13 protein-coding genes are annotated in these 13095 nt (G+C 34.5%); 8 read left to right on the top strand and 5 right to left on the bottom strand.

Annotated elements, in window-relative coordinates:
• The 8 genes from tnpC to C5745_RS05800 form a co-directional block, all read left to right on the top strand.
• On the top strand, nt 1–590 hold a 590-nt coding region (gene tnpC / locus C5745_RS05765), incomplete at its 5' end, for an IS66 family transposase (RefSeq protein WP_117584407.1).
• A gap of 57 nt (nt 591–647) precedes the next feature.
• On the top strand, nt 648–905 hold the full coding sequence (locus C5745_RS05770) for a transposase (RefSeq protein WP_105716045.1): 258 nt from the start codon (nt 648–650) through the stop codon (nt 903–905).
• 16 nt (nt 906–921) lie between these two features.
• Nucleotides 922–1773, top strand: a complete 852-nt coding sequence (locus C5745_RS05775) for an IS3 family transposase (protein WP_105716046.1) — start codon at nt 922–924, stop codon at nt 1771–1773.
• Between the two features lie 55 nt (nt 1774–1828).
• Complete coding sequence (locus C5745_RS05780) at nt 1829–2251, top strand: hypothetical protein (RefSeq protein ID WP_105716047.1); 423 nt, start codon at nt 1829–1831, stop codon at nt 2249–2251.
• 25 nt (nt 2252–2276) lie between these two features.
• Nucleotides 2277–2579 (top strand): hypothetical protein, encoded by a 303-nt coding sequence (locus C5745_RS05785; RefSeq protein ID WP_105716048.1) that lies wholly within the window; start codon nt 2277–2279, stop codon nt 2577–2579.
• Between the two features lie 252 nt (nt 2580–2831).
• Nucleotides 2832–3926 (top strand): hypothetical protein, encoded by a 1095-nt coding sequence (locus tag C5745_RS05790; protein WP_105716049.1) that lies wholly within the window; start codon nt 2832–2834, stop codon nt 3924–3926.
• Nucleotides 3923–5431 carry a hypothetical protein gene (locus C5745_RS05795; RefSeq protein ID WP_105716050.1) on the top strand — a complete coding sequence of 503 codons (1509 nt, stop codon included), beginning with the start codon at nt 3923–3925 and terminating at the stop codon, nt 5429–5431. Before C5745_RS05790 ends, C5745_RS05795 begins: the two co-directional genes overlap by 4 nt.
• On the top strand, nt 5431–7173 hold the full coding sequence (locus C5745_RS05800) for a hypothetical protein (RefSeq protein WP_105716051.1): 1743 nt from the start codon (nt 5431–5433) through the stop codon (nt 7171–7173). The genes C5745_RS05795 and C5745_RS05800 overlap by 1 nt, the downstream gene beginning before the upstream one ends.
• Nucleotides 7174–7414: 241 nt before the next feature.
• Here C5745_RS05800 and C5745_RS05805 read toward each other — a convergent pair whose 3' ends face one another.
• The 5 genes from C5745_RS05805 to C5745_RS05830 all read right to left on the bottom strand — a co-directional run bounded on the left by C5745_RS05805 (nt 7415) and on the right by C5745_RS05830 (nt 13021).
• Entirely contained in the window at nt 7415–8512 is a 1098-nt protein-coding gene (locus tag C5745_RS05805; RefSeq protein ID WP_105716052.1) for a DNA adenine methylase, read from the bottom strand.
• Nucleotides 8488–10059 (bottom strand): non-canonical purine NTP pyrophosphatase, encoded by a 1572-nt coding sequence (locus tag C5745_RS05810; protein ID WP_105716053.1) that lies wholly within the window; start codon nt 10057–10059, stop codon nt 8488–8490. The genes C5745_RS05805 and C5745_RS05810 overlap by 25 nt, the downstream gene beginning before the upstream one ends.
• Entirely contained in the window at nt 10059–11048 is a 990-nt protein-coding gene (locus C5745_RS05815) for a beta-ribofuranosylaminobenzene 5'-phosphate synthase family protein (protein WP_105716054.1), read from the bottom strand. The genes C5745_RS05810 and C5745_RS05815 overlap by 1 nt, the downstream gene beginning before the upstream one ends.
• The gene (locus C5745_RS05820; protein WP_133166298.1) at nt 11035–11520 is read right to left on the bottom strand and encodes a hypothetical protein; all 486 of its coding nucleotides are present in this window, start codon (nt 11518–11520) and stop codon (nt 11035–11037) included. Before C5745_RS05820 ends, C5745_RS05815 begins: the two co-directional genes overlap by 14 nt.
• 955 nt (nt 11521–12475) lie before the next feature.
• The gene (locus C5745_RS05830; RefSeq protein WP_105716057.1) at nt 12476–13021 is read right to left on the bottom strand and encodes a hypothetical protein; all 546 of its coding nucleotides are present in this window, start codon (nt 13019–13021) and stop codon (nt 12476–12478) included.
• Between the last annotated feature and the right edge of the window lie 74 nt (nt 13022–13095).

A 13095-nucleotide genomic window follows, 5' to 3' on the forward strand; every position in this document is an offset into this window, starting at 1 on the left:
AGAAGGGCATCACCCATCTGGCATGCTGGGCACACGCACGCCGTGAGTTTGAAAAAGCATTGCAGAACGATCGCCCAAGGGCCGAAAAGGCGCTGATGATGATACAGAAACTCTATAAAATTGAACGTAGAGCTAAAGAAGAACAACTTGCTGCCGAGAAGATCAAAGAGCTGCGGCTGAAAGAATCGCTACCGGTCATTAACCAAATGGGCAAATGGATCTTTGAAGAGATCAAGAACACTTTGCCTAAAAGCCAGATCGGAAAGGCCATGGCCTATGCTTATGCACGCTGGGATGCGCTTTCGGCTTATCTGAATGACGGACATCTGCAGATTGACAATAACCTTATCGAGAATGCCATAAGACCAGTAGCGCTCGGACGCAAAAATTACTTGTTCGCTGGCAGTCATGAAGCCGCACAGCGATCGGCAATGATCTATTCTTTCTTCGCTATCTGCAAGAAGCATGAGGTCAACCCGTTCAAATGGCTAAAGCATACTTTGCTCAACATATCCTCCATCAACCATAAGAATCTAAAAGATCTTTATCCGCAGAACTATAAACAAATTAGCGACAAATCAAATATGTAGTTCATAGGGCGCATACATACTGTACAACTGCATAAATGTTTAAATTAGCAGTTTAAAATGAAAAAAGAACGTAGGAAATTCAGTGCAAGCTTTAAGGCGAAGGTGGCCATAGAAGCTATCAAGGAACAGCAGACTATTCAGGAGCTGGCCGTTAAATACGAGTTGCACCCAACACAGATCAACACCTGGAAACGGAATTTCTGGATAATGCGGAATCCGTTTTTACCACGGAGAAAAGCCCGACAAAGGATGACTCCAAAGAGAAGGAACTTTATTCCAAGATTGGGGAGCTACAGATACAGGTGGATTTCTTAAAAAAAGTATTGGGCAAATGAGTCGTGACGAGAAACGCGGGCTTGTTTGCCCCTCCTATAAGAAAATGAGCGTTTACAGGCAGTGCAAAGTTATTGAGTTACCGCGCAGCAGTTATTATTTTAAGCCCAAGGGAGAATCTCTGTTCAACCTGCAGGTTATGAATGCCATAGACCGTAAGTTTCTGGACTGTCCCTTTTACGGGGTAGAGCGCATGACGGACTATCTGAGGCAGGATGTGGGCTATTTCGTTGGGCAGAAGCGTGTTCGTAGGCTGTATAAGCTCATGAACCTGAAAACCATACATCCTAAAAAGAACCTGAGCAAAGCAAATAAGGCAGACTATAAATTTCCTTACCTGCTCAGGAACCTTAAGGTCGAAAGGCCCGCTCAGGTATGGCAGGCGGATATCACTTACATCCCCATGTTCAAGGGCTTTATGTATATGTTTGCTATCATCGATGTATATAGCCGAAAGATAATGGGCTGGGACGTATCCAATACAATGAATGCTGAATGGTGCAGGGATGTACTGGTAGATACGATCCAAAGGCATGGTAAGCCCGAGATATTCAATACCGATCAGGGCTCTCAGTTTACATCTGAAGTTTTTGTGAAAGCCTTACAGAAAAATGAAGTGAAAATATCAATGGATGGCAAAGGTAGGGCGCTGGACAATATCTACATTGAAAGGTTCTGGGGATCGCTTAAAAGAGAGAAGATATACCTTAATCCACCCAATGGTGGGGTTGACTTGTACAAACAGGTGAAGGATTATGTGCACTTCTACAACACCGAGAGAAGACACAAGTCATTAGGACGAATAACACCAGATGAAAAGTTCTATCAGGAAATTAAAAATGTATCGTAATTATATCTTAGTTTAGTAAAAAGTTGTCCAGCAAATAGGGAGTATCATAGTAGACTTGTCTACGTACGGTATCGAACGTGTACGCTTAAATGAATCGCTGTTGCTTGATAAAGATGAAACCTCCTTAGATCCTGCGAACGCCAATCCACGTGGTGCACACGGCGATGATGAGACGGATGCACTAGACGAGATTATTCGGGATTTTAATGATCGCTGGTTCGCTGATTGGGAAGCTACGCCGGAGGACAAGCGGCAGGTATATGAAACATTTACACAACGTATAGCTGATCATCCAGATTACCAACAGAAGTATGTAGATAATCTTGATCCGTATACCAGAGAGCTGGCCTTTAAAAAAATATTCGATGACGTGGCCCTATCTATGCGTAAATTCCAGATGGAATTTGCCAAACGTCTAATGGATGATCAGTTTAAGCAGGAGTTTAGGAATAGCACACGACGTTATTTGGATAGGTAACTACTCAGATTAAATCAACCAAAAAATGAAATACACGAAAACTGAACCAGAAATTACTTACGCCGAATTCTATAGTGCGGCAAGTCCGGTAAAACATTTCAAAAGTCTTACCGGAAAAGAATATGATGTTATATCGGTCAAGAATGATATCATGACCTTCGTTCGAAAAGCAACCGGTGAAATCTGGTCGATGAGTTTAAAAGGAGTTCACCAAGCCTATTTGACCTTGATAGATTTTAAGACTGCTAACTTTAAGGCATTTGTGCCTCGTACACATTCTCCTGCTCTAGGGCTTTTGTTGCATATCGGGTTGTTAATTAAGAACTGATAATTGTGGTTGATGATATGCCAGCCTATTTTATACATAAGTTAATATTGGAGTTCAACGAGAAACATACTTTTCCCAATGTTAATCATCAAATTTAGTCCTGAATTGCGTCAATGGCCGAAAAGTCCCGTAGTGTAAGCGGAACGTCATAGATTTAATCATGCACACAAGTAACGACAATTCAAATACGTAGTTCATAGGGCGGATACTATATATCAAAGAAAAAAATATTATGTTTGTTAAAATTATCGAATGACGGAGCCTGTTTATATTGCTAGCCTGCACCGCCCCTTCAACCAACAGTTGAAGCCAAGCAAGTGGATTTGTACATTTGTCGACACGCTAGACAAATCAATTCCAAGTTCACAAATTCTTTCGGAATTTTATTATTATTTGATTAAGACGTTAAATAAAGAATATCAGAAAGAACTTCCTGACGCTTTTAATGGTTTACCGAGTGACGTAGCCATTAACAGTATTTGGGAGTATATTCAGAATATTAATAGTAAAAAGGAGTTTCTATCTGAATTGCCAAATATTATTTTGGATCGGAAGACTGTCATTGATAAACAGATTTATTCAACTTATAAAGCCGCGTCGTATTATTTAAATTTGGCTAAGGATAAATTTAATTTAATCAGTCCCAAAAATACTTTAACAGTCAATGGAAAAGCACTTTTGGAAATCAAGTCGAACTTTTTCCGAATTTCACAGCGGGAAGCAACATTCTATTTTGAGCGAATATTAGAAGCAGATTTCCACCTTTTTATAACCCATTGTTTGTTTATTAAACTGGGACTAAAATATAATCTTAAAAGTGTTATTGCCGAACAATCTGAATTCATTAATGATTATTTAAAGATTAAGCATTTTAATTTTACGTCCTCCAGCTTATCAAATTATAATATTGTTCGTAATTCGTGGGTGGAATCGTTAAACGTATTAGACGCTAAATTTAACATAAGAAGAAACTATATTGAAATTATAAACAGTAATGTTAAATTCTATGAGTGGTATAATGAGTTGTTGCTCTTGTTTAAAAAGTTTGAAAATGAGGGGTTTAAAGAAAAGATGGCTTTTGTTAAAAGGAAAGGCATGTTTTTAAAAATATACAAACAGCGATTAAAAAAGGATAAAAATGATCTAGGGTTTATAAATTTGCATAATATAAAAGGGGAAATGAGGATCTCCGCGGAAAATTTTCAAAAATTTTTGGTAGAGTTTTACGAAAGCGAGAAAAAAAACCGTAATATATATTTTAGTAATACTGTCAACTCAATTGATACTCGTGAACGGTTTTATATTCGGAATAGGCCCGTCATAAAAATTAAAATTAAAGACAAATGAAAATCGACAATCTTTGGGAAAAGTTAAGCCTTCCAGAAAAACATATAGTCGCATTTAAAAAGGATATTGCAGAAGGAAAGGTACCGGAGCTGCCATTCTTTATAATTGGTCAAGAAAAATTAAAAGCTGCTGTCAAAAGTAAAATTGAAGAAATTGACGCAGACCGAATGGTTACTAATTTAATCATCGCTGATTTTGGTAACGGAAAGACCAATCTTCTAAAATATTTACAATTGTTTTTTAATACACATGATGAGTACAATATCTCCGTTGAATATTCCCGGGCTGATATTGAGCGAACTGATCTTGTTCTGTTCTTACTGAAAATTATTCAAGATAAATACATTGATAAAATAGTTGATTTTGTTCAGGGATTTTCCGACAGCAATAACATAGGAGCACTTACCAATAATTTTGAAAGTAATTTTCGAGAAATTGAAGAATATACTAAATTACTTTTTAAAGAGGGGAATTCAAGAGAGAATATTATTGAGATCTTCTATTTAGGAACCGGGAGATTTTATAATAAAAGATATTTTGATAAATGGAAGATTGAGCAAATCCGTGACTTTAATAGAAGGGAAATTTTAGTATTATTTCTAAATATATTATCGGAGGCCAGTACGTATTTAATCTTTGCCATTGATGAAATTGAAAAAATCAGAGAAAAGTCTAAATTGAGATTTAACCATTTTTTGACTTCATACAGAGAATTAGTAGATCTGTTCAATCAAATTAAGGGGCATTACTTAATGGTTAGTTTCACGACTGGTATTGGCGAATCCGAAATCAGTACCACCAATGATGCGTTATATACACGTATCAAGCCGGATATTCTCCAAATTGCCCCTTTAACATCAAAGGAGGATATTGAATCACTCGTCGGGTATTTGAATGATTTATTTGAAACGGATAAAAATCTCGGTGATATTTTTACCGCCTATTCAAAAAATAGAGCACCGAATAACCGTTTGGCTATTCAAAGAATTTCGAGTTTACTTTATGCTCAGGGCACCGATGAATCTCTAGAGGAAATATTGAAGAAATTTGGTTTGGAGGAGGAATTTAATGAAACATTGGGAAGGCTTGAAGATGAAGAGGCATTTAAAAATTTACATAGGAAGTTTTTTGATCCGTTAGAATTTTATTTTGAATCTATTGAATCGGAAGGTAATCTAAAGAAGCAGGATCGCTACTATATTGACGATCTTTCAGAAAGGATCAGTTACTTTATTTTCAATAACTATTTAGAAGATTTTCAAAATGAACGGATTAAAATTGAAAAACTTAGGGATGAATTTCCCTCCCACGGCATTTCAATTTTTTCACCGGAAAAATTAGAATTAACTTTTTCCGAATTGGGGCTTACTGATGATGAAAACTTAGAAATAATTGATTTTGATCCTAAATCCTTATTTGTTCTTCTTGAACTGTATCGGGATAATTATGACTTACAGCCTGTGTTAAATGAGGTGATTACACAATATACAAAACAAAAGATCTAATGGTGTTTGATAATTATACGAATATTTCATTATTCAATTATGAAATTCATTTAGAAACTATTGTAGAGGCTGTTTGCGAAATTTCTTTAGATATTGGAATTCAGTTAGGTAGGCTTATCGAATTGAGAAACCCAGTTGCAGGTTTTACAATTTTAGATCTGTTTAGCGACGAATTTCTTTTGGAAATGTCTATTAGGCCGGAAGAAGTATTGGATATTTATAATAACAGTGGGCAATTAACTAGAAAGGGGATGGGTAAAGAAGGGTTGATAGGAAAAATTGCTGCCTACTTCAATGAACAAATAACTAGGTTACCAGAATTTGAAGCCTCATTATCGGCGACCACTGACGTGGTGGTGCTCAATCGCTTGTCTACAAAATTTATGGGTAATGGTGATAAAGGAAAAGATAGACTCATTACCGCCATTAAGAAGACAAAAATTTTGCAAGCCCTTGTTGAAAAACTCAATATTGACAAGATCCGAAAGAGTCTCGGCAAAATAGCATTTTTTGAAAACGACATTTTTTATAAAGGAGTTGTTTCCGAACAGAAATTTGAAGGTCATCCCGAAGATGTAATAGTCCTTTCTTCTATTCTTAAAATAGATGAATTAAATGCATCACCGATTGACGAAAAAGACATTTGGATTAATGAAAAGTTTTATAAGAAATACTCTTTTTTTTCAGTATCAAATGACATCTCTATCCTTTCTAATTCAGCGGGGCTTGAACTGGGTATCCTTGTCGGTAACTGCTTTATACCATATGTGAATGTACAGCTTACCCCGTTTATAAAGCCCGAGTTCTTAAAGTCTTATTATTATAATCTTTTGACTAATACTTTTTCAAAGAAAAAGAGGGGTGTAGATGCAAAAGTGGATGATCTGGTGAAAGATTTTCGGACTAAGGTGAACAACCCTAAACTGAGCCTTTTACTTTCTCACTTAAAAAACAATTTTTATTTAGATGGTACAGTTGTGATTGATGCGGAGTTTAGTCATTTTTTTAATAGTGTAGTTTCTGTTGAACAGTTGGAACACTTAAAAGATTATCATTTTTTGCTTTCACCCAGTGTTCAAGCTGAAACGGCTTTGGGAGTGTATACAAATGTTAAAAAGGATACAGACTATAATTTAATACATTGGCTGAATCATGATGGTGATTCAAAAGTTAATCATTATAGATCAGTATCTGCTCCGAAAAGCAGCAGTAAAAAGTTCGTGTCCACTTTAAAGCCATCCATTTGTTATTATTTTTTATCAAAGTATTTTGAAGACTTTGTGGAGATTATCCTTAAAGAGAATGGATATACATATGTAACTAATCACCACTTTACGATTGACAAGGAGGAACACACGGAGGTAGATTTTTTAATAGAAACACCGACGAAAATTACCTACGTCGAAGCAAAGACAAAAATTTCCAAATTCTATATTGAAGGTTATTTAAGAAGAGCTTCACAACTTATCGATAAGTTTAAAATGCTTTACGATGAGGGAATTGAGATCCAATTCTTATTAATTGGTAGTTTTAGCGATAAGACAGTATCGGACTACCAATATTTTATTGATGCAAGCGGAAAGAAGGAGAGCGGATATAATATAGCTAGAGAAGGACTTAATTGTATTCCTTATCACTTTGATGTTCCAATTCCTGATAAAGAGGGTAGAACTATTACCGTAATCGCAGAGCCCGAATTTGAAAAGTTAAAACAGATTATTTTAGAAGTATGCCCGAAATAAAATTGCCTATACCCTGATACTATGCTCAAAAAGAAACTCATACACAAAATTTGGGAGATCAGTCTGATCTTGGCATTGAGAAATTGGGGATTGACAATGCAACAATTACATATTAAATTTGGGGATAGGATTAAAGCCTTCGGCAACTCCATTTAGGGTTTGTCCACGCTTTCAGCCTCTGAGCACAAACCCTAAAAGGAGTGATGTGACAGTTCAATTTACACTACCGAGTCATTCAGTGTTATTTTCCGATAAACAAATATTCCTCAGTCTCCTTATTATTTCTTGTTAGTGCATAATTATACTTACCTAGCGTAATTACTTCTACGTTCGATCTATGCCTTCTTAATAATTCTTCAATTTCGATAATTGAAGGAATACCATTACTTCTGTAAGAAAGTAAAATAACAGAATCTGAGTGTTTGTTTAAAAGTTGATCTAATTCGAAGAGAAAGGTTGCTTTGTTTTCAAATTCTCGAGTCTTATTTATAGTTATCTCTTTATTTTTAGTTTCAAAGTTAATGTTTGATAATATTTGATCGTAATGTGCTAGCCCTTCCAAAAAATGATATTTACTGTGATAAGTAAGATGGTTGTCTTTATGGAAATATGGCGGATCAATATAAACTAAATCAGCATTTGCATCACATTTTAATGCAGAAGAGTTTAGAATTTTATTATCAAAACCGTTGTCAAAAGTACATTCAGAAAGTTCTTTATGGAATCTTATGAATAACTCCTCAAAAGATCTTTCCCATGTTGTCTTGTTTCCAAAATTACCTCCATTGTAATTCGTCCTAAGATTGAGATTTTTACGATGGAATAGATTGTAAGGGCGTTTGATCATACATGATTGGAATAGAATATAGTATGCACTAGCCTGTTTTTCTTCATCTGCCAAATGTTGAATATTTTGGATTACTATATCTATTACCCTGTTTTCATCATCAGGGTAATAGATATCATTAAAGTTTTCTTGTATGATATGTTTGTAATTAATATCTGGGTTTTCTTTAAGCAATTGTAAAGTTTCATCAAGAGAGAGTGATAAAGTTTTATTTCCAATAATAGCCTTGGCAATAAGATAATTGAAACGGAAAAGGTCATTATAGATCAACTTTTTCCCTTTTAACTTTGCATAGTATGAAAAGGTTGCCGAACCACCAAAAATATCTAATACTGATTCAAAAGGAATCTCTCTTTTTTCTATTTCTCCCCATATTGCGGGGAGCAATTTTCTTTTTGAACCATAATATCTAGTGACTGGAATGATATGTTGAAGCATTATATTGTTAGCCAAGGTAATTGTTTTTTTTAAGATAGGTGTTTTTTTAGCCAATTGTAATATGATATACCTGTGTGAGATAATTGATATTTATTCTTGCCATCTTCATTTACAGAGATGTCATAAAAAGGATAATAATATTGATTAAAATATCTACTCACATTATTCTTGTTTTTACTCTCTAGTTCTGCATTTTCCAGTGTTAAACGCGCAATTTCAGCAGTTGTGTGGCCATTGCTGTCATCTTTGTATGGGTATAAAGCCTCAACAATAGTATTTTGAAGCTTCTTTCTTTTGAAAGCTGTAGGTAATGTCTCTTTGTTTAGACTGAAATGTTTAGAGTGTGTAAGTTTATCATAAAATTGACGTTCAAAAGCTTCGTAGAAAGAGGATATATCCTCTTCGTTTAAAATTATATTTTCATCTGGAACTTGCTCCTTTATTTTCAACAGCCCCATGCTGTCCTGTTGTTGGTTTTTTTCTTCAAATTTTTCAAATGTAGATGTGTCATCTGCTCGTTCTCTAATCAAATTGCGTTCGTATCGTTCATGAATTTTTGCATCAATATAAATCAAATCTAGATATTGGTCATTATCGAACCATCTTCTAAATGCTTCAACTTCTTCTGGAGACCTAAAGCCGGTGATAACTATAGGTATGTTTTTTTTAATTTGATCTAGATGCTCTGTGATTTGGTCGACAACGATTGTTGGTTTTTCTTTCAATGCTTTTTCTGCAAAATCGCCAATCTTTACTTTTGATCCAATTCCATGTCTTTCATAATAACTTAAATGCATAAAATCACTAGCTTCTAAGTGGTAATAATTATAATGCTCTAACATATATGTTGACAAGGTTGTCTTTCCTGCACAAGTGGGGCCACAGACTAAGAAAATATGCGGAGGAAATAGATCTAACTGCTTATAGGAAACAGGTTTAGTAATTAGATTGTTTCCCGATAGAAAATCAAGCATATCTTTATAAGCTTGTCTTCTAAAATCATATTGGTCAGCCTTATTTATAGGTAGTGCGCTCAAAGGCTTTTCAGCACCATTTGGTATAAACCATTTATTGAATGTACGATCATTTAACCAAGGATAGATTGGTTGGGGCTTTATTTTGTGTTCTTTGTCAATAATTGTTCCTTCAACAGAACTAGTAAAAATTAGATAATCACTTCCATATTTTTTTTGTAATGTTTTGTTTAATACTAAAACAATATCAGATCTAACTGTGGTACGTCGATCATTTCCTTGCTCTTTTAATAGCAGATCCAAGGTGTCAAAATCATTCTCTTGCATCCAATACTTGATGTCTACTCCGGGAACTTCCTTGTCATTAGAGCTTAAAGCATGAATTTTAACAGATGTATCCTCAATGAAGAATAATTTATCAGAGTTAGCCGGTTGTGTTTTACGAAATCTTTCTTTAGCATCCTCGATACTCTGTCGAAGTAATTCATCCCTATCATCGATTCTTGGCTCAATATAGCCAATGCCATAATTTTTTTGTTTCGAAATTCGAACAGGGTAATCTTTGCAAATGTGTCTTGCATGTGCTAGTTTTTCATTATTGGATGTAATAAAAGTAAGTTCAAGCATTATAGCACATTTATTATTCTTCCCCTGTTATTTGTTGAAGTTTCAAATATCAGAAATTTTTCATTAAGCTGTTGCTTTGCGAGAGTTATAGTCTTTTCCAAATCTTCTCCAACAAAAAATAAAGTTGGCCCCATACTAGACATACCTATCGCCGATGCGCCGCAGTCATATAATATTAGCTCTGCATCTGAAATAGTAGTTTCATGTACTTTGCGTTCTGCTGTTTTCCACTTTAACTTTTGAATCTTTTTTATGGACTTAGAGAACACATCTATATCTTTTTCTATAATACTCGGTAATACGCCCAAAGAACATTCATACAGAATTTCTTTTATTGCTTTGTTTGATAAATTAGCAGTTCTTTTAAAGAAAGAATTTTCAGTTGTATTAGAAAATCCATAGAGATTTCTAGGGATGCATAGACCAATTTTCCAATTTGGCATCTCTCCCTGATTAATTAAAAGAGACTGATTTACCTTGTGTTCTAAGGAACCTGATGGAGATAAGGTGTTCCCGTCATTCTTTCTTCCGACATCAAAAGCATATCCTCCACTAAAATAAGTTCTAACCCCTATACCAGAAGTACCGCCTCGCCCAGAAAAATCAATGATTTGTGTAGTACTATAATCCTTAAAATCATTAATTAAAAATAACCCCTCTATACATGCTAATTTTATTATTGTTCCAGCGCCTAATCCAACATGTGATAATAATTCCCCTTTCCCTATTTTAACATGGATGTTGTGCCTAAAAGAAAGTGCTTTTATTGTTCTATCAATACTGTATTCTATTTTAATAATTTCGTTATCAGTAAGTTTTGTGTCTCTTAAATCCGTTAGTGAGAATCTTATAGATGGAGAAATTTCTATCTCAAGTTTAGGATCAGATATGGAAAAACCTATTCCTCCATTTATCCGATAGGCATTTTGACCCATTGCTATTAGAGTGATATGCAGTCTAGGAAAAGCCGTAATTTTAAGCATTGGCATTTTCCCATTCGTGTTCAAAATGTTCTAAATATTTGGATGCAAATGGGCTGCTGCTGTCAAAATGGATAGCAGGAGTATCCCTACTTTGCCGTTCAGGGAATACCGGGCCTAAAATACAAGTGTCATCGATTCGAAATATACTATGTTTGGGCGAATATGAAAAATAGCGGTACTCCAGAAGTGGATATTCTTTTTCTAGTTTTTCAAGTTTTAATTTAACACTATCAAAGGTTGATGATTTTGTGCTATCTATATATTCTTTTTCAGGTAGCAATATTCGAACTTTGACTTTTTTGTTGAGTGCTCTTAATAGTACTTTAGCTCTCTCTTGATCCCCATCTATGTCTGCAAAATGATCTATTAACCGATCAGCAGTAACACCCATGATATCAATTTGTCTTTTTGATTCCTTAATTAGATTTTCATAAAATTCTCGACTATCTCGATCAGATCTTACATCAAGTACTTTCATGTCAGTAAATTTGTCAATTTTTTTATACTCGTACCAGCTTAAGCCTACTTGAACACATGCTACAAATAATCCCGTTATTAATCCTGCTATAAGATCCGCAAACTTCGGAGTTAGCCAACCTGTGTATAAGTATATCACTGACAAAACAAATGTAATGAACAGTAATATACCCAAGACTATTGTTATTAGATCCAAATAGAATCTCTTTTTGTAAATCATTTTTATATTAGTTTACTGTTCAATAATTCCAAAATTCTCATATCAATTATAATATCTGCATGTTCCATGGTATAAAACTCTAATCTGGCATTTTTTATAATGTTGTCTACAAGAATCTCCGGATGATATATTTCATATAAGTTACCATAAAGTTCAATAGATTCTTCTTTTTTTATGTAAATTTTAATTAGCTGACTATACTCGTATATTTTTAATCTTTTCATAGAGCTCAAGTCAGGAAAGGATATTTTGCAATGTTTAATTGGCTGTCTTAATAACTCTAAATTGTGTAATTTGATTGCATCGTTTATTAGAAACCCATTTTCGACATCAGTATTCAATTTGCTAAGGGATTCAGACCAAGTATTACGATTAAATCGAAATATAGCAATTGTTCTAGTAATGTTTTGTGTGTCTTTTAAAAGAGAAATTCTTTCCTTGGAGCATTTATATATAATCTCAGGTGTTATGTCCTGATATCTGGATCGTAAGAATTCGGTATGAGATCCTTTCATTGTAAGGAAAGAATCTAATTCAGTTTTTTGCATCACTATATAGTAAGTAAAAAGAATCTAATAACAAGCTCTCCCCTCAAACCTCCATACGGTTTCCCTAAAAGCGCAAGCCTTTACTAAATATACGTATAGAATTTTGCTTAATTAGTTTTGTTTGGTCCATCAGATTAATTTGTCGATTAGTAATTTGCGCGGAGGTAACAGTCCGCGACCTCCATTTTTCACTCTTTAGTTTTCTTTACTGGATACCTCTCAACATACACCTTCATCAACTCTCCCGGATTTTTCCCCACGGCCATTTCGATTAAAAGGAATTCGAAGGGTTCTGGGGCGCCGGTACCATAATATAAGTTTTTTAAACGCGTTTCGCTTATTCCGGTTTTCACACGAATAATATCAAATGAATTCTCACTTGGAACCTGTTCAATAGTATCTTTTTCGAAATTTTCCTGCATAAATTTTCCAAAGCCCTTACGTTCTTTGATAGTATTGATTTGAGAATTGACTTCGTTTAGTTTAAACTTACGATGCGGATACACTTGGTCTCTAGCTTGGTCAATTGTGTCGCCAGTATTAACCGCAATTTTGCAAAATGAATGGAGCGAAACCGAATGCTTACTTCTATTGATAATTTTGCTTATTTCGCCTTCTGATAGCCCTACTTTTTCTCCTAAAGCCTTATTAGTCAGTTGAAATTTCTCTTTTTTAGCCTTAACATAGTCAGAGAAATTTTCGATGTCTTTCATCATCATCTCTTTTTCATCCATATCTTAATTTTATTATAATTCCAAAAAATTATTTTTTATTTATGGAATTTTTTCTGTATATTTGTCTAAGCGAT

Origin of the sequence: Sphingobacterium haloxyli (genome assembly GCF_002980525.1) — a bacterium.
GTDB lineage: Bacteria > Bacteroidota > Bacteroidia > Sphingobacteriales > Sphingobacteriaceae > Sphingobacterium > Sphingobacterium haloxyli.

Bases quoted from the DNA above. Each gene is read 5' to 3' on its own strand.
- C5745_RS05770 (WP_105716045.1), top strand. From the start codon at position 648: ATGAAAAAAGAACGTAGGAAATTCAGTGCAAGCTTTAAGGCGAAGGTG.
- C5745_RS05775 (WP_105716046.1), top strand. From the start codon at position 922: ATGAGTCGTGACGAGAAACGCGGGCTTGTTTGCCCCTCCTATAAGAAA.
- C5745_RS05785 (WP_105716048.1), top strand. From the start codon at position 2,277: ATGAAATACACGAAAACTGAACCAGAAATTACTTACGCCGAATTCTAT.
- C5745_RS05790 (WP_105716049.1), top strand. From the start codon at position 2,832: ATGACGGAGCCTGTTTATATTGCTAGCCTGCACCGCCCCTTCAACCAA.
- C5745_RS05795 (WP_105716050.1), top strand. From the start codon at position 3,923: ATGAAAATCGACAATCTTTGGGAAAAGTTAAGCCTTCCAGAAAAACAT.
- C5745_RS05800 (WP_105716051.1), top strand. From the start codon at position 5,431: ATGGTGTTTGATAATTATACGAATATTTCATTATTCAATTATGAAATT.
- C5745_RS05810 (WP_105716053.1), bottom strand. From the start codon at position 10,059: ATGCTTGAACTTACTTTTATTACATCCAATAATGAAAAACTAGCACAT.
- C5745_RS05815 (WP_105716054.1), bottom strand. From the start codon at position 11,048: ATGCCAATGCTTAAAATTACGGCTTTTCCTAGACTGCATATCACTCTA.
- C5745_RS05820 (WP_133166298.1), bottom strand. From the start codon at position 11,520: ATGAAAGTACTTGATGTAAGATCTGATCGAGATAGTCGAGAATTTTAT.
- C5745_RS05830 (WP_105716057.1), bottom strand. From the start codon at position 13,021: ATGGATGAAAAAGAGATGATGATGAAAGACATCGAAAATTTCTCTGAC.